The sequence below is a fragment of the Neolewinella aurantiaca genome (genome assembly GCF_008014675.1).
Taxonomy (GTDB): Bacteria; Bacteroidota; Bacteroidia; order Chitinophagales; family Saprospiraceae; genus Neolewinella; species Neolewinella aurantiaca.
Genome location: NZ_VOXD01000022.1, coordinates 31,125 through 53,655 on the forward strand (window position 1 = coordinate 31,125; position 22,531 = coordinate 53,655).

13 protein-coding genes are annotated in these 22,531 nt (G+C 52.0%); 2 read left to right on the forward strand and 11 right to left on the reverse strand.

From position 1 onward, the window contains the following. The first annotated feature begins 107 nt into the window (after positions 1 to 107). A complete protein-coding gene (locus FUA23_RS14405; RefSeq protein WP_147931455.1) occupies positions 108 to 1,457 on the forward strand; it encodes an HlyD family secretion protein in 1,350 nt (449 codons plus the stop codon). Positions 1,458 to 1,499: 42 nt separating this feature from the next. Here FUA23_RS14405 and FUA23_RS14410 read toward each other — a convergent pair whose 3' ends face one another. The 5 genes from FUA23_RS14410 to FUA23_RS14430 form a co-directional block, all read right to left on the reverse strand. Beyond that, positions 1,500 to 2,261, reverse strand: coding sequence for a DUF4292 domain-containing protein (locus FUA23_RS14410; protein ID WP_187271057.1), 762 nt, complete (start codon positions 2,259 to 2,261; stop codon positions 1,500 to 1,502). Between the two features lie 152 nt (positions 2,262 to 2,413). Beyond that, entirely contained in the window at positions 2,414 to 3,958 is a 1,545-nt protein-coding gene (locus FUA23_RS14415) for a tetratricopeptide repeat protein (protein ID WP_147931457.1), read from the reverse strand. 150 nt (positions 3,959 to 4,108) lie between these two features. Beyond that, entirely contained in the window at positions 4,109 to 5,545 is a 1,437-nt protein-coding gene (gene pyk / locus FUA23_RS14420) for a pyruvate kinase (RefSeq protein ID WP_147931458.1), read from the reverse strand. A gap of 330 nt (positions 5,546 to 5,875) precedes the next feature. Further along, positions 5,876 to 7,393: an SUMF1/EgtB/PvdO family nonheme iron enzyme gene (locus tag FUA23_RS14425; protein WP_147931459.1), complete on the reverse strand. Its 1,518-nt coding sequence runs from the start codon at positions 7,391 to 7,393 to the stop codon at positions 5,876 to 5,878. Positions 7,394 to 7,650: 257 nt separating this feature from the next. Next, positions 7,651 to 8,241, reverse strand: coding sequence for a hypothetical protein (locus tag FUA23_RS14430; protein WP_147931460.1), 591 nt, complete (start codon positions 8,239 to 8,241; stop codon positions 7,651 to 7,653). Positions 8,242 to 8,536: 295 nt separating this feature from the next. Between FUA23_RS14430 and FUA23_RS14435 the strand changes: the two genes are divergently transcribed. Further along, complete coding sequence (locus FUA23_RS14435) at positions 8,537 to 11,032, forward strand: penicillin acylase family protein (protein ID WP_147931461.1); 2,496 nt, start codon at positions 8,537 to 8,539, stop codon at positions 11,030 to 11,032. A gap of 16 nt (positions 11,033 to 11,048) precedes the next feature. Here the strand turns inward: FUA23_RS14435 and gcvT are convergent, their stop codons facing one another. The 6 genes from gcvT to FUA23_RS14465 form a co-directional block, all read right to left on the reverse strand. Then, positions 11,049 to 12,158, reverse strand: coding sequence for a glycine cleavage system aminomethyltransferase GcvT (gene gcvT / locus FUA23_RS14440; protein WP_147931462.1), 1,110 nt, complete (start codon positions 12,156 to 12,158; stop codon positions 11,049 to 11,051). A gap of 104 nt (positions 12,159 to 12,262) precedes the next feature. After that, complete coding sequence (locus FUA23_RS14445; RefSeq protein WP_147931463.1) at positions 12,263 to 13,258, reverse strand: sensor histidine kinase; 996 nt, start codon at positions 13,256 to 13,258, stop codon at positions 12,263 to 12,265. Between the two features lie 77 nt (positions 13,259 to 13,335). Beyond that, positions 13,336 to 14,916: a phosphate ABC transporter substrate-binding/OmpA family protein gene (locus tag FUA23_RS14450; protein WP_147931464.1), complete on the reverse strand. Its 1,581-nt coding sequence runs from the start codon at positions 14,914 to 14,916 to the stop codon at positions 13,336 to 13,338. A 103-nt stretch (positions 14,917 to 15,019) separates the two neighbouring features. Further along, positions 15,020 to 16,024, reverse strand: a complete 1,005-nt coding sequence (locus tag FUA23_RS14455) for a hypothetical protein (RefSeq protein WP_246144234.1) — start codon at positions 16,022 to 16,024, stop codon at positions 15,020 to 15,022. Between the two features lie 135 nt (positions 16,025 to 16,159). Next, positions 16,160 to 16,906 (reverse strand): coiled-coil domain-containing protein, encoded by a 747-nt coding sequence (locus tag FUA23_RS14460; protein WP_147931466.1) that lies wholly within the window; start codon positions 16,904 to 16,906, stop codon positions 16,160 to 16,162. A gap of 257 nt (positions 16,907 to 17,163) precedes the next feature. Beyond that, positions 17,164 to 22,419, reverse strand: a complete 5,256-nt coding sequence (locus FUA23_RS14465; protein ID WP_147931467.1) for a proprotein convertase P-domain-containing protein — start codon at positions 22,417 to 22,419, stop codon at positions 17,164 to 17,166. Positions 22,420 to 22,531 lie beyond the last annotated feature (112 nt).

Below are 22,531 nucleotides of genomic sequence, written 5' to 3' on the forward strand. Positions count from 1 at the left end.
TGGTGCCCTGCACCACTCTATCCACTCACACTATTGCTTCCTGCCCACCCGATAGCTTTCGGGATCCCCAAAAGACGCAACCTACATTTACTGAAATCTACTCAATCATGGCTCGTAAGATAATCATCGCCGTTTTCGCTCTGATCGTAATCGGCGTCATTGCCGCCGTCGCTTTTGGTGGCCGCAAAGAATCCGGAACGAAAGTATACACCTCTGAGGCCAAAGCCCGTACCATCCAGGAAGTGGTTTCCGCCAGCGGAAAAATTTTCCCGCAAACAGAAGTCAAAATCAGTTCGGATGTCTCAGGTGAGGTCGTCGAACTTTACGTCGAAGAAGGTGACAGTGTTGTCCCGAATCAGTTGCTCGCAAAAATCGACGCTGATGCATACCAAAGTCAGGTTGCCCGCGGTGTTGCCGGGGTCAACAGCAGCAAGGCGCAGTACGCCAACGCTCAGGCGCAGATCAAAAGCCTGGAAGCTCAACAGACGCAGATTGAAGCACAGATCGAAAACGCCCGCGTGATCTACAACCGCAACAAAACCCTGGCCGCCGACGGAGTGGTAAGCCAGGCCGAACTGGAAGCCAGTGAAGCCAACCTCCGCGTACTGGAAGCCAACCTCTCCGCCTCCAAGAGCAACATCGCCGGTGCACGCCAGAGCGCAAAAGCAGCCGAATTTGGCGTACAGTCCAGCGAAGCAACCCTGAGCGAACTCCGCACCAGCCTGCGCCGCACCACCATCTACGCACCAATGGGCGGAGTAGTATCTCTGCTCAATGTAGAACAAGGCGAACGCGTTGTGGGTACCATCCAGATGACCGGTACTGAGCTGATGCGTATTGCGAACCTCAACGCGATGGAAGTCCGGGTAGAAGTGAGCGAGAACGATGTTCCAACCCTCAAAATCGGCAATAAAGTAGAAGTGGAAGTAGATGCGTACCTCAACCGCACCTTCACCGGCCGCGTCACCCAAATCGCCAACTCCAGCACTACTGCCGGCCTTGCCGACAACGTACTGAACTCCGATCAGGTAACCAACTTTGAAGTCAGAATCAGCATCGACCCCGAAAGCTACGCAGACCTGGTTGCCGAAGGCAACCTCTACCCCTTCCGCCCCGGAATGTCGGCCGGTGTCGACATCCTCACCAAAACCGCCGAAGGCATTGTTTCCGTCCCCATCGAAGCCGTAACCACCCGCGAAAAGAAAACCGATGACGATGAAGCTGCTGGCACCGATAACCTCGAAGAGGTCGTCTTTGTAGTCAGCGGAGACACCGTGCGCCAGCAAACAGTTACAACCGGCATTCAGGATGCCAACGTTATCCAGATCAAAACCGGCCTGAACGAAGGGGACAAAGTAGTTTCTGGCCCCTACACCGAACTTAGCCGCAAGCTGAAGGGCGGTAGCAAGGTGATCGTAAAGGACAAAGAGACTTTCTACTCCGAAGACAAGGATTAAAACACCCCGGAAGCATAAGAACGGAAAAGGCTTCGTGGTCCGTTAGCGGCGCTCGAACGGCATCGCTAACGGACCTTCAAATTTAAGGCGATTGAAGGTAAGGTCTAATTTCGCCGGGCCCGTCGCCTTCGCGTCAATGCTTACCGTACGCTCAAAAGCAAAGTCGGGGCCATCCTCTTTGCCCAGGGCTTTCCGGAAGTCTGCGTTACTGATACTCAGGGTACGGTTTTGGGCCAGTTCGTTCAGCGTCATTTCCATCAGCCGGAAACCGTTGGCGTCTACGGTATGCCGGGTCGCAAAGCGGCTATCATGACCAGAAAGCGTGTAGGTGTCTCCCTCCGTCTGCAATTTCAGGTCGCGGGTAAAGAATACAGCATTGCCCAGTACGATCTCCTGAAGCAAGTCAAAACGAGCAGGAACTTTATACTTCTCTTCGATATAGCTCAGTGGCTCTGCTGTGTAATCTCCGTTCAAACGGTTTATAACGAAGAAAGAATCTGGCCGGATCAGCGCCCGTGCGCCCTCGAAGCCAAATTTTTTCACGCTCATCCAGATCGCCTTGTCTTTGTGCAGGCGGATCGTGGCGCTTCCGCCAATGTTGAGTTTTTCGCTTTCCAGCTTAACGCGGGCCGAGCCTTCCAGGTATTCTGCGTCGAAACTGTTGTCTTCAAGGCCCTGAATGACTTTAGCAGCTTTGCTCGTAGTAGCCAGGCCATCCCGACCATCGTTGTTGCCCGTTACTTTTTTGTTACAGGCAGAAGCAAGCGTGATGGCGGTAAATGCCAGTAAAAAGAGTGTGCGCATAGTAGATTGAATCGGTGATGATGGTTTGGGGAATACTTGAAAGATCGTGCACCGCCTGGACGTTACGACCATCTGCCGCAATACACCCGGAGAAGTTTTCTTTTCGTGGCGCGGCCGCAGGTGCAAAATCTGGTTTAACGAGCAAAAATTGCTTATTGTACTTTAGTCATTTTACCCCGAAGGTTAGACGATTTGCTTCCTGCTGATTTAGCACGGGTATATGCTTTAGCCGCAGCAACTTTGTCGCCTGACTTCACGTAGGCATCACCCAGCATCTCGAGGAAAAACGAATTGGTATTCTGCGGGCTGTCGTAAGCGATCAGGGCTGTCGTATTTCCGCCGTTTGCGATCAGGAAGGCAAGGGGGCCTTCTTTTCCGCCGGGCAGTTGGGCAAAATCGATTTTAGCCGTTGCGTCGCCGGCCTCCAGGCCGGCCAGGGCCAGGGCCAGTTGCTCCATCGCAGCCTTGGCCTCCGGTTGAGACGAGGTCATAAACCGGGCCTGCTCCAGCAGAGAGTTCGCTTCGGAGAAATCAAACCTGAAAGCTTCGCCGAGGGCGTAATGAACGTATACACCGGGCCGGTTAGGGAAAACATCGAGCGCTTCTTCTGCGTACTTGCGTAATTCCACCGTCTGATTACTGAGGTACAGCGTTGCAAGCAGTTGCTCCCAAACCGGGTATACTGTGTCGTCCAGCTCAATGGTTGATTTGTACGCAGCGGCGGCCTCCTCCATTTGTCCGGAGTGAAAAAACACATCGCCCTGCAAAGCAGCGGCTTTAGCTTCGTCGGGGTGAACCCGCCGGAGCTCAGCGGCCAGCAACGTTGCTCTTCTACCCTTCTCTGCATCCTGCGTCTGCGCCAATTCGTTAACTAAAGGCAACAGCTTACCCACCTTCAGGTCGATGTCTACGTCTGCCCGGCCCAAAAGCGCCATCAGTTCAGCATCGTTACCCGAAGACTTCGCCGGCGCCACATCCTGCAGTGCCAGTTGCGCCCGTACGTCGGCGGGTTCCAATTGTAAAATTTCTTCGTAGGCTTTGCGCGCCTTCGCTTTATCATCCTGACTGGTGTAGTATCCTGCCAGCATATGACGAAAACGCAGGTCTTCCGGCTTGGATTCCACGAGCGCAAGGAGTTCTTTCTCGGCCCGCTTTTCATCTCCCTGCCCCAGGTAAAGGGAGTGCTTCAGCCGCGCCAATTCAACGTTAATACCAATTTTATCTTCCAGCTCGTTGTAAACAGAGATAGCGCCCTTTACGTCCTGAGCACGAACCAAAAATGCAGCCCGCTCGAGGTAAAATTCTGCTTCTTCCGGATTCTTCCGGATCAACTCTCCGTACAGATCGGCTCCCTCTTTATGACGACCACTTGCCTGGTACAACTCCGCTAAAAACGATGCGTACACTTCGTCAGGGCGCTTGCTGTAGGCTTTTCTTATATGATCGATAGCGTCCTCGGTATTTCCGGCAGCATACTGCAACCGACCAAGTTCAAAGTGGGCAGCGTCCATGTCAGGAGCCGCCTCCACGAGTTCTTCGAACATGCCGATGGCTTTCTCAGTCTTACCCAGAAGCGCTTCGCGCTTCGCCTCGATAAAACTGGTCTGTCGTTTGATGTCGCTTTCGGTAGGTGCTTCGGCCTGAGCGAAAAGCGGGACAGCTAAGAAATACAGGAAGAGTAAAAGTGCAGTACGCATAAAAAGGGATCAGTTCTTTTATGTAACGCCTCTGCTCTGCGAGTGTTGCACTACGAGGGTTTCAGGCGGTTTCTTGTTAAAATTTTCAGGGCCGGTAAGTGTTGTTGCACTTACCGGCCCTGACCGTTTTAACGCGAAGTAAACTTCCGTTTACTCAACCACTGTGATTTTCATCATGTTGGTCCGACGACGTTTTTCCAGTGGCATAGAGCCGGTATTCACGATCATGTCGCCTTCGGCAACGTGACCATTTTCTTTCAGGATGTTGGTAACATCCTCAACGGTCTGATCAGTGCTGGTGAAGTTGTCGTAGTGAAAACACCGGACTCCCCAGCAAAGACTCAGGGTATTGAGCATATGGTTGAGATCGCTGAAGATGTAGATCTTAGAGCTGGGCCGGAAGCTCGAAAGCTTAAATGCCGTGTAGCCCGTGCGGGTCATGCCTACGATGCCACGCGCCCCCACGTTCTGAGCTGCCCAGGCTGCAGCGGAACAAACCACATCGCTGATGAATGTTCCGGATTTGCTGTTCGACTTAGGGCGTTTCATCCCGATCTCGTAAATCTTTTCTGCCTCAGCAATGATGGAGTTCATGGCTTTCACCACCAGGGCCGGGTGACGACCTACCGAAGTCTCTCCCGAAAGCATTACTGCGTCCGTTCCGTCGAGAACAGCGTTCGCTACGTCGGTGACCTCCGCCCGGGTTGGGCCGGGGTTGTTGATCATTGAATCCATCATCTGCGTTGCAACGATGACCGGACGGGCTCTTTGGATACACTTCCGGATGATCTCTTTCTGGATGATGGGCAGTCGTTCCATCGGCACTTCGATACCGAGGTCACCACGCGCCACCATGATAGCGTTGGAGTGCTTGATGATTTTGTCGAGGTTCTCGATTGCTTCGGGCTTTTCAATCTTAGAGATGATCTTGGCCGGGTGTCCCGCTGCGTCGATGTGCTTTTTCAGCCCCTTGAGGTCTTTTGCATAACGCACGAAACTGAGTGCAATCCAGTTTACTGCCGGTTGTGTAAGGATGTACTTGAGATCCACCAGGTCTTTTTCCGTAAGGCTGGGCAGGCTGATCTTGGTATTCGGCAGGTTTACCCCTTTGTTTGATTTGAGCACACCACCAAAGAGTGTCTTCAGCTTGACGGTATCGGTACCGTTGGTTTCCACTACCTCGAATACAAGCGTACCGTCGTCGACCAGTACGCGCTCGCCTACCGTCACGTCTTCGGCAAACTGTGGGTAACTCATGTAAACCCGTTCAGCGTTACCGACACATTCTGTATTCGTAAAGGTGACGATCTGACCTTCCTCTACGGGAAGACCATCACCTTCCATTTTTCCAACACGAAGCTTCGGCCCCTGGAGGTCGGCGAGGATACTCACGTGGGTCCCCAGCTCTTCGTTAAGCTTCACGATCTTATCTATGGTGCCACCATGGACTTCGTGTGACCCGTGGCTGAAGTTAAGCCGAAAAACATCGACACCGGCAAGGATCAGACTTTTAAGGCCTTCGGTAGAGCTGCAGGCTGGGCCTACAGTAGCAACAATTTTTGTATTCTGGTGGTCGGTAACTTTCATCTTTCAGGGGGGATAGTGTAGAATTTACAATAATACCACGAAGATAACTTAGTTGAGCATTAATAAGGAGACTTTCCCTGAGTTGGTCTTAAATTTTAGCATACTAGTTTCCCGGTAAATACGAATCATCACCTATTCAAGCCGCTAAGCCGCTTCTGGCCGAACGTGATTATTGACGGCTTTCAGGGAGCGATGAACGCTACGTCTTATTTATTTCAGGACCAAGCAAGCACAACATAACGCAAAAACTCCCCGCTGAAACAATCAACGGGGAGTTTTTGAATCCTCAGGAAGTTTCTTCCCAAAGGTCAGGTAGTACAGGTCTGCAACCTAGCGGCGCGAGCGACGACGCTTCTTCGGAGATGTTCCGAAGCGGTTTTCATCACCACGGGCATCTGGGCGTCCGCCGGCGTTGTCTCCACCCATGCTGATCATTGCACAACGGAAGCCAACGGTACGGCTTGATTTCTCTTCCTCCATAAAGCGACGGGTACCGGGGCTGAGCCAGTAAGCACGATCGGCCCAGCTACCACCTTTGTAAACGCGGGCGCTGTTGGAGATGAGGGTGTATTTGTTGGTTTGGTAACTCGCAAGACTCTGCTCATCACCATCGAGGTAATCGTACGGGCGGCCAACTTTGTAGTTGTCTCGCTCAGCAGCTTCTTCGTCCGTTACGTACTCGTACTGCAGACGACCGAGACTGTCTTTAGGCAGTACCGTTCCGTCTACCGGGTCGCGGGCAACATCCTGGAACTTGTTACCACGGAATGGGTTCAGTTCGTGGTTCTCCACATCGCTCAGGTCAGTAGTGGTCAGCGGGCGGTAAAGGTCTTCTACCCACTCGTTCACGTTGCCTGCCATGTTGTAGAGACCAAAGTCGTTGGGGTAGTTTTCCAATACAGGAGTAGTGATCGAAGAACCATCGTTTGGCTTACCGGCAATACCCATGTAGTCACCACCACGACGCTTGAAGTTAGCGTACATCTGGCCCTGGTACTTATCGTGACGCTGGTAGCGCACGCTGGTTCCGCTCCAGGGGTAGATACGGCGATCGGTGTAGTTTTCGTCTTTCTCGTTTGCCTGAAGGCCGGGGAGTGCCAGTGCAGCGTATTCCCATTCTGCTTCGGTTGGCAGACGGAATTCGGGCTGGAGAATACCGTCTTCGAGTTTCACGGGGCGCTCACCTCCTGTACGGAGATCTTTAAGCTGCTTGCGGGGAGTACCATCGTACTGACCGGCGAAGTAAGAATCAGTTACAAATACCTGATCATCTTTAGCATCAGGGCTTGGGTTGAGAATACCTTTATCGATGAGGATCGCCTCATTTACCCGGTCGGTACGCCAGCGGGCGAATTCACGGGCCTGGCGCCAGTTTACACCCACAACCGGGTGCTTGGCGGTAGCAGGATGGCGAAGGTAGTTCTGTACGTAGGGCTCGTTGGCAGAAAGCTCATCACGCCACACAAGTGTATCGGGCAGAGCTTTGAGGTAAACTTCACGGTAGCTCTCTCCGTAAGAAAGGTAAGTCCAGTCGAGGTAGAAGAGGTAGTCTTCGTTGCTCATTTCCGTCTGGTCCATGTAGAAAGTAGAGACGGTTACACGACGCGGGATGTTGTCCCAGTCGTAAGGCACGTCTTCTTCGGTGAAACCCATTACGAAGTTTCCACCCGGAATCAACACCATGTTCGGTGGAGTCTCCTGACCTTCGTAATCAGGCTTGGTCTCGAAACCGCCCCATTTGGTGTCGTTCATCTTCCATCCGGTAGTGGAGGAGCGATCGTTTTTGCCACAAGAGGCGAGGATGGCTACCATACAAAGGAGAGGCAGCATTTTTTTCCAGTAATTCATAAAGCTGAGGTAAACCGAGTTTTTTCCAAAATTCGCGGCGGCAAATATACGTCGGGATGAAACGATATTAAACAATCTTGCCACTCACGAAAAGTTAAACCGCTTTGGAGGCTCCACTATTGTGCTGAAAACCTTAAAGTTTTCATTGAAAGTGAGTTGTCTCCTCAGAAGGCCTTTTTCATGCCCTGAATCATGCGCAAAAGCGACTCATCTCCCGCAGTACGAGAAGGTGGCGCGATCGCAGGTGCAGGGGCTTTTTATTTGTTCTTATTGATCTCGTCCTGTAACTGACGGCGAAGCTTCTGCTCCACCTCAAGCCGGTTTTTGCGGCTCTTCTCCAGGTCTTCGGTCACTTTTTCGAAATCCTGACGAGCCTCCCGTGCCGCACCGACCGCAAGGCGCATCCGGCCCAAAGCAAAGAATAACATCGCAAGCAAGCCGATGATCGCTGACCAGAATATCACACTATACGTTGTCTTAGACAACGACATGCCCAGCAAACTGACGCTGTCTTTTTCCCCCGTTAAGGCCGCAATCTGATTGTCGCGCTCCTCGATGGTCGTTCCCTGGCTGGCGATCTTTGCGTTTTGCTCATCGATCCGGTTTTCCAGCTTTTCGATCTCATTGGTGTAGACCCCGATTGAATCGCTCACGTTGGCCATGAAGGCATCGAGGAAATCACGCCGTACCGTCTTATAAATCTGGTACTTGCTCGAAACCCGGAGCATCTCATCGAACTGCCCCTGCAGGCTAACCGTATCCGCTGTAGCGGGGTTCCCCCGTTGAGCAACTGCTGACTGGGCGAAAAATAATAGGAAGGTGAATGTCAGTAAACGGAAAATATTCATGTAGCCAAAGCAGTTTTAGAGCCTGTTCCTCCAGGCTATTTAAATAGCCTCAGAGGACGCAAAGAAAAGCTTCTGCCGGGGATAATGCGAATTTGCCGGGCACTTTATGATTTCCGGGAATCAATTCTTTTTGAATCGACTACTGTATCTTCCCTCCGGAACAAGCGCCCGGGGTGTTTCCGGCACCTCTCTCAGGTCATCTGTTCTAACGGGTTCTGGTCAAAAGCCCTATCGCAAAAACAAACTCCCATCCTGCAACTACGGTTAAGGAAAGAGGATCTTACACAGAAAGCAAATGAAATACGTCCATCTCGCCACCTCAGGTATCGTTCTGCTGCTCTGGCTGATCTTCGGCTCCTACTCCGGCCCGGCAGGTCTGCCGGTTCCTGCTCTCGGAAACTTTTTTCACCCCCAGAAAGGCTTCTGGCATAACAGCCGCCCAAAACTTACTGACCGCACGAAGAAAATTGGTTTGAACCTCGATCATCCGCTGGCAAAGGGGAGCGTTCATTTTGATGACCGGGGCGTTCCCCATGTTTTCGCGCCGGACCTGGAGAGTGCAGCCTTCATGCAGGGTTACGTTAGTGCCGCCGACCGGCTCTGGCAAATGGACATCAGCACCCGCGCCACCGAAGGCCGCCTGAGCGAAGTGCTCGGAACCAGAACCCTGGCCCGCGATTCAATGCAGATTCGTCGGGGTTTCCGGCAGGCAGCGAAGAACGAAACCGATACCATGCGGGTCAACTTCCCCGAAGACATGCAGGTGCTCGAAGCTTACGCCGCAGGCGTAAATGCATGGATCGACCAGTTGAAACCCCGGCAGTACCCCGTCGAGTATAAAATCCTGGGCCATAAGCCGCTCCGATGGTCTCCCTACCGTACCGCCCTGCTGATGAAAGGGATGTCTCAATCCCTCAGCAGCCGCTATTCCGATGCCGGAGCCGACAAAACCAAAGCAGACCTGGGCGAGGACGTCTTCAATGCTTTATTCCCCAGCCGTTTCCCCGCAGACAGCCCCATCGTTCCGGACGACGGCAGGTATAAAAAAGGGGCGGAGACGCAGGTGCAAAATCAGGTTTCAACCGCGCTTCTCTCAACCCAGTATGCACCTGCGACCGCGCACCCAAAAGACTATGCCATCGGGGCCAGTGGATATGATGCCGTGAGCCACGAACCTTATACCCTCATGCCTGCCCACCCCGATAACGGATCCAACAACTGGGCCGTGGATGCGGAACATTCCAACACCCGCCACCCGATCCTGGCCTCAGACCCTCACCTGGCCCTATCGCTGCCCAGCATCTGGTACGAAATTCAAATCAGCATCCCCGGTGTGAACGCACGGGGGGTAAGCCTGCCCGGCGCACCGGGCATCATCATGGGCTTCAACGACCACATCGCCTACGGTGAAACGAACGTAGGGCACGACGTTACCGACTGGTTCCGGATCGAGTGGACCGACGAAAAACGCACCCATTATCTGCTGGACGGAGTAAAAACACCCGCCCGGATAGTGACCGATACGCTTCACCTCAAGGGAAGCAAGCCCATCATCATTCAAACTCCCTGGACGGTGTTTGGCCCCGTCCCGTACTACGATGGGCCCTACGCAGACCACGCAATGCGGTACCTGGGCCACGATGCCCCGGGTAAAGACGTGCGCCCGCACACCATGGCGGGCACCTTTCTCGGGCTGATGCAAGCCGAAAATTACGATGACTACGTGCATGCACTGAAGGGTTACATCGACCCCGCTCAGAACTTCATCTTCGCGGAAAAGAACGGCGATATCGCCATCCGCCCCAACGGAGGTTTCCCGATCCGGGCACCCGGTCAGACCGGGCGCTTCACCACCCCTGGCAACACCATTACCAACGCATGGCGCGGCTACGTACCCTTCTCCGAAAGACCAGTGCATAAAAACCCCGCCCGGGGGTTTGTCTCATCTGCAAACCAAACGACTACGGGGCCAAACTACCCCTACCCTTACACCGGCGGATTCGATGAATACCGTGGCCGGCTCATCAACCGCTACCTGAGCCGGGAAACCACCATGACACAGCAGACCATGAAGGAGCTTCAGCTCAGCAGCCATTCTTTGCTCGCCGAAGAACTTACCCCTCTGCTTATCGCCAGAATCAACCGCCAGGCCCTTACCGACGAGGGCCGCGAGCTGCTGCGTCTCATCTCTGAATGGGACTACCGCTGCGAAGGAGAAAGCCGCGCCGCGACCTTTTTCGAAATGTGGCGAACCAAGGTTTATGCCCTCACCTTCGATGAAATGCCGAGTGATTCCGGTTACCTCCAACCGGAGCTATGGAAATGGAACGAATTACTCAAAAAAGATGCCCGCAATGCGGTTTTCGACATTCAGGCTACCCCAAACTTCAAAGAAACGGCTGCCACACTGACGCAGCGTGCCTTCGATGAAATCGAGGAAGAGCTCGCCGGAGAGCTGCCGGTTCCCTGGGCAGAATACCGGAACACCCACGTGAAGCACCTCGGATCCATACCAGGGTTTGGCTCAGAACTCATCCGTACCGGGGGGGCACGCTTCGCGCCCCGGGCACTGAGCAGTGGGCATGGTGCAAGCTGGAGGATGGTCGTGGAACTGGGTACACAACCCCGTGCATGGGGTACCCTGCCCGGCGGGGCATCGGGAGATCCCGGCAGCGAGTTTTACGATAATTGCCTTAGCGACTGGGCAAACGGCAGGTATCACGAACTCGTTCGGTGGAAAGACGACGAAGAGGCGAAACGAAAAGCTACAGGAAGCTGGACTTTTCGATAAGCTTCAGCTCCTGGCCCTACAAAAACGGAATTTTGACGACCTCTGCCTCAACGGACTTGCGGCCCAGATCGATCTGAATTTTTGTCCCTGGTGTATGCTGGCCCAAAGCAACGTAGCCCAGCCCGACCGGGTAATCCAGCGAAGGCGAATGCGTCCCACTCGTTACTTCTCCGATCTTGTTTCCATCCGCATCCAGAATACCGTGTCCGTTGCGCGGAGCACGACGACCAGCTACTTTGAACCCAACCAGGCGACGTTCAAGGCCGGCCTCTTTCTGCGCGATAAGGTGATCCCGGCCTACAAAATCGCCTGCCTTGAGCTTTGTTATCCAGCCCAGGCCGGCCTCTAGTGGTGTTGTGGTGTCATTGATGTCATTACCGTACAGGCAGAATCCTTTTTCCAGGCGAAGCGTATCCCTTGAACCAAGACCACAGGGAATAAGGCCTGCTTCTTTCCCCGCCTTCAGTATCGCTTCCCATACCGACTCTGCTGCATCGTTGCTGATGTACAACTCAAACCCTCCTGCTCCAGTATATCCGGTCGCAGAAATGATCACATTGTCGTGTCCGGCAAGGCTCCCGCGTACAAAATGGTAGTAAGAAATATCTTCGAGGTTGGTGTCCGTTAAAGGCTGCAGGATCTCAGTGGCCAGAGGCCCCTGTACTGCCAACAACGCAGTTTGGTTGCTGATGTCAATCATTTCTGCGCCAAAAGAATTATGCTCTGAGATCCAGTCCCAGTCTTTCTTTATGTTACCGGCATTGACCACCAGCATGTAGGCCGGGTGCTCGTTGCTCATCCCCATAGCGGGGTTGGCGGGCAAGCGGTAGACCAGCAGGTCGTCCACGATTCCTCCCTGAGGGCGGGGCATACAGCTGTACTGTGCCTGCCCTTCCACGAGTTTGTCCACGTCATTGCTGGTAACGTACTGTACCAAATCTCGGGCTCCGGCTCCCCGGATGATGAATTCCCCCATGTGAGACACATCGAATATTCCCGCTTTTTCCCGAACCGCGAAATGTTCTTCTTTGAGGCTGGTGTAGGTCAGGGGCATTTCAAAGCCGGCGAAGTCCACAAGCTTAGCGCCCAGGGCGCGGTGAATTTCGGTTAGTGGGGTAGATTGCATGGCAACTTGGTTATTTGGTTAGTTGGTAACGTCCGGAACACAGATTGAAGGCGCGGCCGCGGGTGCAAAGAAAAGGTTTAATGCGCAATGTTGTCTCAGCAATCTTATTCAGTTGTGGGCAGGTAAATCCTGAATGTCGTCCCCTGCGGTTTATTATCCATCAACTCCAGCTGACCTCCGTGCTTTTCCACGAGTTCTTTCACGATAAAAAGCCCCAGCCCGGTTCCCTTGGTGGTCCGGGTATCTTCGTTACCTATCCGGTAAAACTTTGTAAAAACCCGTCGTTTTTCACGGTCGGGGATTCCCATCCCGTTGTCCGATATTTCCCAGATCAACTCACTGGCACCACCTCTTTGTAAGGACGTATGAATAACCGGGTCAGGCTGACTGTACTTGGCTGCATTCTCCAGCAAGTTCACCGCAACACTCATAAGCCCCAGATGGTCACCTCTGACCTTCCCTACTCCGGCCTCGATATCGACGTGGATGTTAGCCGATTTATATTTCATCGCAACCGTATCTGCTGCGTCCTGAATCAATGCTCCCAGATCGATTTCTTCCTCATTGATCTGATAAGCCTGCTCCAACTTAGCACTTAGCAACAGGTCATTCACGAGAGCAGTCAGTCGATCTGTTTCAGTAAGAGCGTTGGTACTTAGCTTTTGCTGAATTTCCGGTTTCAATTCTCTGCGCTTCTGGAATGTTTCCAGAATCAGCCGTATTCCCGCCAGGGGCGATTTTAATTCATGCGTAATACTCAACAGAAAGTTCCGCTGCTGTTCTGCTGCGCTGATCTCTTTACGCAGGCTCCTGAAGAGTAAAAACAGGCCTCCCGCAAGACTTAGAACCAGTAGCACCGACTCTCCGACAATCATATTTTGCTGGCGCCGGAAAGACTCCGCAAGGTCATAATAAGCCTCGGTAGCCCGAAAGTCAGCTGGCTTGTCGATTTCCCGCTGCACCGCCATTTGCAAAGCGAACAGTTCAACCCGGGCATCATGTGCCTCCTCATTTTTACGTAACAACAGAACACTCCACCACCCAAAAGCGAGGAGCATATAGCCAATGATGAGAAACGTAATGGGAGGTAGCCGACGCATTTGCTGTAATTTAGAAATCAGGGACTGCGCTCTTCCGCCTGCCCCTGATTCCCGAATATATTTATTTGATAAAGAGTTTAACGAACTATCTCAAAATCTGTACGGCGGTTCTGCGCCCGCCCGCTTTCGCTGGAGTTGTTGGCAATTGGCTTATTCGGGCCATTACCGACAATGATGAAACGATCGTTATCCATATTGTATTCCCGGGTGAGATAAGCCGCTACTGCCTGAGCGCGTCTTTTACTGAGTGCGATGTTGGTTGCAAGCGATCCGGTATTGTCCGTGTTTCCTTCAATCCGGATACGGGCATTACCAAACGCTTTCGCAATTGGTACAAATTCTTCATCGATGATCTGCTTAGCGTTATCGTCAAGAGTCGAAACGCCGGTAGGGAAGTTGATACTGATGCGCTTGGTCGCAATGGCTTCTTTGTCGGTTCCTTCTTCTTCGGTTACCGGGGCGAAGTCCGTTCGCCCTTCTCCTGCATGCTCGCTACCCGTCAGGCGGGCGTTTGCTTCAGACACCAGGTTGCCGCCGTAAGCTACGCTGCGGAAGGGAGCAATACTACTGTTGATGAAGCCCAGGTCTTTGTATTCCTGAGCCATGCGGCGGTACAGGTCACCACCGGTTACACCACGAAAATCTGAGTTCTGGGAAAAGAAGTTGACGTTATCGCCGTGTGTGGTCAGACGTACATTGTTCATCATCCCCAGGGCGTCAGCTTCAGAAAGCGACATTTCCCGGCCAAGGATTTTAGCTGCCTTTTGCTTGGCTGCAGCGCTGGAGTTGATCTCCGCGGCACCGCGCATCCACCCTTCGTATAGCTTCTGAAGACGGTCCCGGTTCGCCTCAGCGTAGCTGCGCTTGGCGAAGAATACATCGGAAATAATATTAGACGCGGAACGGGTACTTTCCAGAATTTTGGATCCCGGAACGGAACGAACGCTCAGCTCATCATCCGGAGACCAGACTACAGCAGCATCCACCTGCCCGCTTTTGAATGCTGCCGCGGCCTCGATGGCGGATGGCTGCGCAACAATTTTGATATCCTCTGGCTTCAGGTCTCCAGCGTCCAGTAACCACAATAGGAAAGAGTGGCTGGGCGTCAGTTCAGCTACCGCCACGGTTTTACCACGCAGGTCCTGAACAGAATTGATCCCACGCTTAACTACAATCGCATCACCACCCCGCGACCAGTCAGCTTGCCAGAGAACAACCGGATCAAAATCCTTCATCTCCGGCATGATCGTTGGCATAGCGTCAATAGTGTACCAGTGCACATCGATGTCACCGTTCTTCCAGGCATTGAGGCTCGATACAACGTCATCGTTCAGTACGAACTCTACGTCGATGCCATACTCTTTTTTGAACCGGCTTTGGTTGGTAGCCTTAAAGCCTTCATTGAAGTACTGACCTCCGGCGTACCCGCCCCAGGTTACTACTCCTACCCGGATGGGATCACCAGAGCTACTCCCGGTAGTCGCACTTCCTGTGGTTGAGGTTCCTGTCCCTCCGTCTGTTGCTTCAACGGTTGTTTCATCTCCTCCCAGAACGCCGCTGAGCAGCTTGCCGTTGGTAAGGAAATTGAAGCCGAATACCAGGGCCAAAAGAATAAGAATCGTAATGAGAAGCTTGCTGAATGTTGTCAGGCGTGCCATATCAGTGTGAGTGTTGGTTATCCGCCGGTTTCTCCGACGGGGTAAAAAAGAGGTCTGGCACAGAAAGTATCCGTACCAGACCGGTTTTAGTTGATCTCATTAATTAGTCGAAGAAAGAATCGTACTGGTTCTTGCTTCCGCTTTGCCGTGCCCGTTCCGGAACGGGCGCATCAAGATCGAGCACTTCGTTGTCGCTCTGAGCCTGAAGTAGAAGTTGGTCTTTCTCCTCTCCAAGCAGAAGGCTTGTGGACTCCTTCTCCCACTGCTCGAGCATCTGCATGCCTTCTTCTTCGAAGACGCCGTTCTGGAGGTCAACGGAATCCATAAAATTGGCGGACATTTCCATGAAACGTTCCATTTCACCAACTTTGTTAGCAACGTCTTCGGTGATGTTTTCCATCGCCATATCAAACATTGCCCGTTGGTCCGGGTCACCGTTGATGACACTCATCGCAGACTTCATCGCGCCGTGGCTGGCGTGGATCGCTTTGCGCTCCTGCTCTTTCACCATCACCTGATCTTTGATGTCTTCCGCCAGAATCTGGCTGTTCTCGTACATCTTCGTCAGTACCCGGTAGAGTACCTCCATCTTCTTGTAGAGCTCCTCCAGACGCATGTTACTGTCCTTCAGGCGGCCGGCACGGCGGCTCTTCAGAATCATCACATTACGCTTATTGGTCTCCTTAGCCTTACCGGCAATCTGCAGGTTATTCTTGATCTCCCGCTCGTTGTTTACGATCAGTTCCTTGAGCTTGTGCATCTGAGCACGAAGCTGGGAGATTTGCTTGTTCATCTTGCGCAGGTTGTTCTGCAACTCCTCTACGTAAGTTTTCAAAATGCCGATTGGGTCAATCTGCACAAACATACCGGTGATGGCACGCATCACGCTCTTGTAAGCATAGAATATAAGGTTACGCATCTTAGGATCGAGCACCATGTAAATAAGCACACCAAGAACCGCGATTGTCGCAGCCATGTAGAATGTACTTGCCAGAATCGTTGCCCAGGGTAATGAAACAGCCAGAAAGCCAACGCCTCCGACCAGTGCTGCCAGAAAAAGCAAACCAGTAATCCCTTCTGGTTTTTTCCAGAAAGATTTTGGTTTCATCTGTGGTGCTTCCATAATTTTTTCTTTTCAGTAGTTTAACTAAACGGTCAAAGGTAATCAACGGACCGCGCCTTAACAAAAGGAATAAAACCGCCGCAGGTTTATCCTCATCGACGAGCGCCCCGAAAACATCGACTATTTCAGGAATTCTTTCATGTTTGCCATATCCTTGCGGATACCATCCGTAATCACACTAAGTGTGGTTTCAAAATCAGCCTGGGTTTTGGCCAATTTGTCTACGCTTCCTTTTATCGTTTCCCGCAGTTTAGTTTGTTCTGCCCGGGATTTTTCGATTTGAGACTGCAACTCTTTAATTTTTGCCTCCTGCCGCTTTATATCAGCATCAATTTGTTGGAGTTTAGCCTCCTTATTATTGACCTGAGCCGCACGCTGCGCCTTAAGCGCATTGGAGAACTTCTTGTGCTCGTTCTCTAAAACAGAAAGGTAGTGCTGCGCAGATTCCTGCAGATGCCCCGGGGTTACCCCCATACTCTGCGCCGTGGCAAATGCTGTCTGAAATCGAATACTATCGGTAAAATCCATCTTCTTCAGGTTTTGAAGCGACTTCTTGTATTCCAGATAATCGAATCCAGGCAGATTGTTAGCCTCCATTGCCTCCATCAGAACTTTCACCGAACGATCATTAACGCTACCCGACACTGTGCGCTGAGCAGGCGGGGGCGCAGGTGCAACAGGTGCCCCCTTCGGGGTAGCAGAGCCCTTGGCTCCCTCTACAGGCTTTGATTTATCGGGCAATGTTTTTGCCACTTTCGGGCCGCCCTCTTCTTCGACGATGAAGTAAGACTTAAGATTTTTCCACATGGATATATAATCGTTATAGTTGGTCGGAAGGTCAGCACCCTCAACCAGGTGGTATTCCATACACTTTCAAAACACCCCTCCTTAATCTTCAACGATCAGGGCAAAGTATTCATCTGCAAAGTACGGAATTTTGTTCATGTTCCTCTTTTCTTCCTAAGACAACCGGGAGCTCCTCATAAATGAGAGCTTGTCAACAGCGGTCTCTCCTCAGGCCTCCGTGCGGAGTTGTCCGGAAAAAACAAAAGCGGCCCCTCCGGATTTCTCCGAAGGGGCCGCCTTTCATCTCCAGTAAAGGAGGGCTTATGGATTAGCCGTTCTTAGCGAACAACAACCATCTTTTTGGTAGCAGAGAAGTCACCAGCAGTCAGTGTGTAGCTGAGGATACCAGCTGCACCACCGAGTTCGTTAACGTCAACCGTAGTTACGTTACGACCAGCAACACCTTCCAACTCACGTACCATGATGGTACGACCCTGTACATCCTGGATGTTGAGGGTAGCTTTACCAGCAGTAGCAAGAGTGTAAGCGATAGTAGTTACGTTAGCAACGGGGTTAGGAGTGTTCTGCTCGAGGCTGTTAGCAACTTCGAAAGAAACACCAGCGAAGCTAAGTTCCAGACCGTTAGATACGCCGTTAGCAGCAACACCTTCACGTACAGTGATAGCGTCAGTCAGGCTAACTTGCTCGCTCAGAGTAACGGCTTCAGTAGCGCGTACTTCAAGTGTGAGGCTGGCGTTGTTGCGAAGAGCAACAGCGATCAGACCTTCAGCAGCGTTGTTCAGGTTGATAGCACCTTCACCGGTGTAGTCAGCAGAAACGAGTTCCAGACCAGCAGCCAGTTCGATAGTACCCTGGAAAGCAGCCAGTTCAGTACCGTTCAGTTCCATAGAGTAAACCTGACCAGCTTCGAGCTGAGCATCTTCTACGTTCAGGGTCTGAGCAGTACGGCCAGCGCCGTTACGTACATCACCGAGGCGGATAGCAACGAAGCTTACGTTCCGGAGGCTACCCTCCAGGTCGTTCACGTTGTACACCTCAGGGAAAGCTACACCGTAAGGGTTAGCTACGTTTACTTCAGTGTCAACAGTAACGAATACCCAGTTGCCACCTTCGAAGCCGTCCTCAAGACCGAGGATACGCTGAGTTGTAGCAATTGCATCGAATACGTTCAGCTCCATGTCGCGGTTAACGTCAGCAGCGATGAAGTCGTAAGCGTTCTCGAAAGAAGTAGTACCGAGGATCTGGCCGATCATAGCAACTACGTCAGAAGACTTAACTTCAGAAGCTTCGAAAGCACGGTCGAATGCAGGCTGGATAGTGTAGTCACCACCAAGCGGGAGGCTGTTGAATTCGAAGTCACCACCAGCGTTGGTCATAGACATTGCGTCCATACCGTTAGCACCAGTCAGGGTTACTTCTACACCTTCAAGAGCTTCGTCGTTCTGAGTAGCGATCAGACCGGACAGGTTGCCGGTAGAACCGTCACAGTGGCCCATGTTGTCCTGTACCTCGATGATTACTTCACAGTAGTCAGGAGTAGAACCGTTGTCGTCGAATGCGTATACACGTACGCTTACAGTACCGTTGTCGAAGTCATCACAGTCGATGTCGTCGATGCCAAGAACACCAACTACAGGAGTGAAGCCAGCAGCACCAGCTTCGCTGGAGCGGTAGAGGCTGTACTTGTCTACTACGTTACCGAAGCAGTCAACGATTGGAGAAGCGATGAAGTCAGATGCCCAGATAGCAGCCATGCCGCCACCGTTGCCGTCGTCCATCAGGGTAACAGTCAGGGTCTGGATACAGATCGGAGTAGGCGACTTGTCAGCAGTTACACAGAACTCGATGATCTGAACGTCGAAGTTACCACAGCCGTCAGATGCGCGAACGCGGATAGCGTGGTCACCAACTGGTACGTTGGTAGCAGTTACGGTGTAGTTTCCGTCACCGTCGTTAGCTACGCTTACGCTTACACCAAGGGCAGCAGCGTTGTCAGCAACGAATGCACCGGTGAAGTTGGCGTCAAGCTCAACAGAAACAACAGCGTCAGAACACTCGTCAGTAGCAGTGAACTCGAGAGTTACAGTAGTACGGCAGCCTTCGCCAGATCCAGCGAAACATTCAGCTGGCTCAGTGAAGGTGATTTCAGGAGCTACTTCGTCGTAGATCTTGATGAACTGCGTGTAGCGGAAGAAACCGCGGCTGTCGTATACGTTAGTACCGTAAGTGTTGTCATCGTTGATGTCACCACTTCCGTTGTCACCAAGGGCAACGTCACCCTGAGCAGATGGAGCTGGGTTGAAGATACGGTCAGTACCGATCAGGCTGTAGAATGCTACGTCGTCGTTGATAGTAGCAGTGCTAGCACCAGGAGTAACGTTTACGTAGAGGAGGTCCTCTTCGATGTCACGTGGGTTGCGGGTACGGTCGAAAGCGCCAGGAGCGTCGCGACGGATCACGTAAGGCTCACCGAGTGAGTTGTACTCACACCAGTTAACTACGTCGTAAGTAAGGCGGAGCTTGAAGCATTCCTCACCAGCGTCCTGCGTGCGCAGAGTGTCAACGTCAACAGTAGTAGTGATCAGGTCACAAGCAAGTTCCTCAGCTACAACAGCGTCGTAAGAAGGTACTTCCATACAGTCACCGGACTCATCAGTTGGGAAGGTGATACGGTAGTCGTGGATGCCGATTACGTCGATGATCTGGCTACAAATGTTAGTGTTGGTGAAACCAGCGTCGTCAGTAGAAGTGAAACGACGAGTGATGCGGCCAACGCCACAGCTGTTGATCGTTCCGGAAACAGTCTGAGTGATAGTAGTACCACAGTTGTCTACACCAGCAGCTTCGCCAAAGAGAGCGTCAAGCTGAGCGAAAGATGCGTCAGTGATGTCGTTAGGGAGGCTAGCGTTGTACTCAACACAAGTGATAGTGGTGTTACCAGGAGCAACACAAGTAGGAGCAAGCTTGTCCTCAACGAGAACGTCCAACCAGCAGAAGTTCATGTTACCAAGAGCGTCAGTCACTTTAAGACCAACACGTACAGTACCAAGATCGTCACAAGTCAGAGTGATTTGTGGGCCGTAACCGCCGATAGCGAGGTTAGTAGCAGTAACACGAGCGATCTCGAGAGTTACACCGGAACAGTCATCGTAAGAACCGTTGTCGATGTTTTCAGGAGTCAGTACAGCGAAACCGTTGTTAGCACCACCTGCGATAGAGATGTTCAGGCCGTCCTCACAGATAGCAACAGGAGGAGTCTGGTCTTCAACGCGGAAGTCGTAGTCGGTTACACCGGTGTTACCACAAACGTCAGAGTAAGTGTAACGGAGGATGTGAGTACCAGCTGGGATAGCAGAAGTAAGCTCAGGAGATCCACCAGGAACTACAGTGAAAGCGCCAATTGGAGCAGCAGTGAGGTCGCCGTTAGGGAAGATCTCAGCAGAGATAGTAACGTCACCGTCACAGTTGTCAGTTACAGTTACATCGTCAAGACGGATGTAAGCAGCACAGATGTTACCAGCGTTAGTACCGTAAACGAGGGTACCGTCAGCGTCAGTCTGTACGTTAGGACCAACGAAAGTAGGAGCGGTGGTGTCACCAACTTTTACTACCTGAGTGAAAGTGCGAACGTCTCCTGGCTCACACCAGTCGATTACAGTGTAAGTACGAACAAACTTGTAAGTGTTCGGGCAGGTAACGATAGAAGGACCGTCTTCGAAAGTCACACCGATGTTACATACGGCAGAACCAGTAGACAGGTTGAAAGTACGATCGCCAACAGCGAGGAACGGGAAGTCCTGGGTGCGGGGAGCAGGGCGTACAGATGGGTCAGCGCCACAGCTTTCGTAGTAAACAACATCTTCGATGTTGTCACCGTCGAGGTCGTCAAGTGATGGACGCTCGAAAGTGATGGTGTAAGAAGCAGAAACTGAAGGATTGCCCTCGCCAGCAGCAGAAGGACAAACAGCGATTTCAGTTGCAACGAAAGTACGGGTGATGATTACGTCATCACATGCAGGATCGGCACCGTAAGCAACGGCGTCGCTTACACATACTTCGATCTCGTCAGAACAACCGTCAGTGAAGGTTGGTACAACAGGAGCGTTAGTAAGGGCGCGAAGGCGAGCGTTCAGTGCAGAAGCCATAGTACCGGGGATAGTGGTACCAGTAGAAGCATTCACACGGTAGCAGCGGCTAACGCTTGTAGGAAGTGTAGAGAGGTTGTTGCCGTCGAGGTCAACACAAAGGAGGTTGATGTTAGCAGGAGTCTCAACTACAGCAGGAGCAGTTTTGTCTTCAGCGTTAACTGTACCCCAAGTGGTAACGAAACCAGTAACACCGAAAGCGCCTTGGTCAGCAGCAGTAGAGAAAGAGAAGTCAGTCAGGGAAACTTCAGTAACGATTCCGTCGTCCTCAGCGTCTTCAGTGAAGAGAAGGGTTACAACGTCACCGGCAGAAACTTCGAGTTCGTTGATTTTAGCACGGAAAGGAACGAGTCCATCATCACCGTTGATTGGGTCCTGGAAAGAGTTCTGGTAAACAAGAACACCTTCGAAAGTCACCTGGAAGAAGTCGATCAAATCACCAACTGCCTGACGGTTACCTTCAACAACGAAAGATGCGAAACCATTGTCGATGAAAGAAATGTCAACAGTAGAAGTACCTCCACCATCTACACCAGTAATGGTGTAAGCTTCAGCACTTGCAGATACGGTAGGACCGCCTTCAGTAACAGTGATGTTACCACCAGCTGGGTCGTAGTCGCCGGTGAAACCGAAGTTTACATCAGGACCGTTGTCGTTGTTAACAGTAACACGGTACTGGAAAGTACCACAACCGTCAACGATCGGGCCGTTGCTCGGGTTGCTGTCCATAACTACAACATCGAAAGCTGAAGCAGGAACGGAGAATCCGTTACCGTCAGCGTCGAAGTCACCAGTAAGAACCATTTCAGGAATTACCAGACCTTCACAACCATCAGTAAGTGTAAGGTTGAGAGAGTTGATACCCGCGAGGTTTACTTCCTCTTCAGGAACAGTGATGGCAGATACGAAAGGAGAAACAACAATAGCAGATACGCCCATAGTACCGGAGTCACCGCCAGCAAGGTCGTAAATGTTCATTGTCCATGTACCGCCCATTTCCTCACCGCCGAAAGCAGCGTTAAGGAAACCACGCTCAGCAACGTAAGATGCGTTAGCGTAAGGAGTTGCAGCGTCCTGGATGTTGATGCCAGCAGCATCGTCAAAAACAACATTCTCGAGGTTGTCCGAAAGGCTACCGTTACCAAAAGTAAGGGTGTGTACGGTACCAGCAGGAGAAGTGAGGTCGATGTAAAGGTCGCCTACCCAAGTGTGGACAAGATCAACTTCTACCTGGAAAACCACATCTTCATTGATGATGCCAGAAGCACCAACGTCAAAAGTAACTACGGTAGGGGTGAAAGGAGCTCCACCGGTGCCTACTGCAGGAATGGGATCGCCCACGCTGGAACCAGCGTAGGATTGTGCTGTTAGCGCAAAGCTGAAAAGGCAGCAGATGGCCAACATAAGCAATTGTCTTGCTTGCTTCATAAGATTACGATTTAAAAGATTAAACAGGTCGCCTCCCGTAGAAGGACTTAAATTATGGTTACAGATCGCTAAAACACTAGGCTTAGCTAAACATTAGGTCACTTTTATCGCG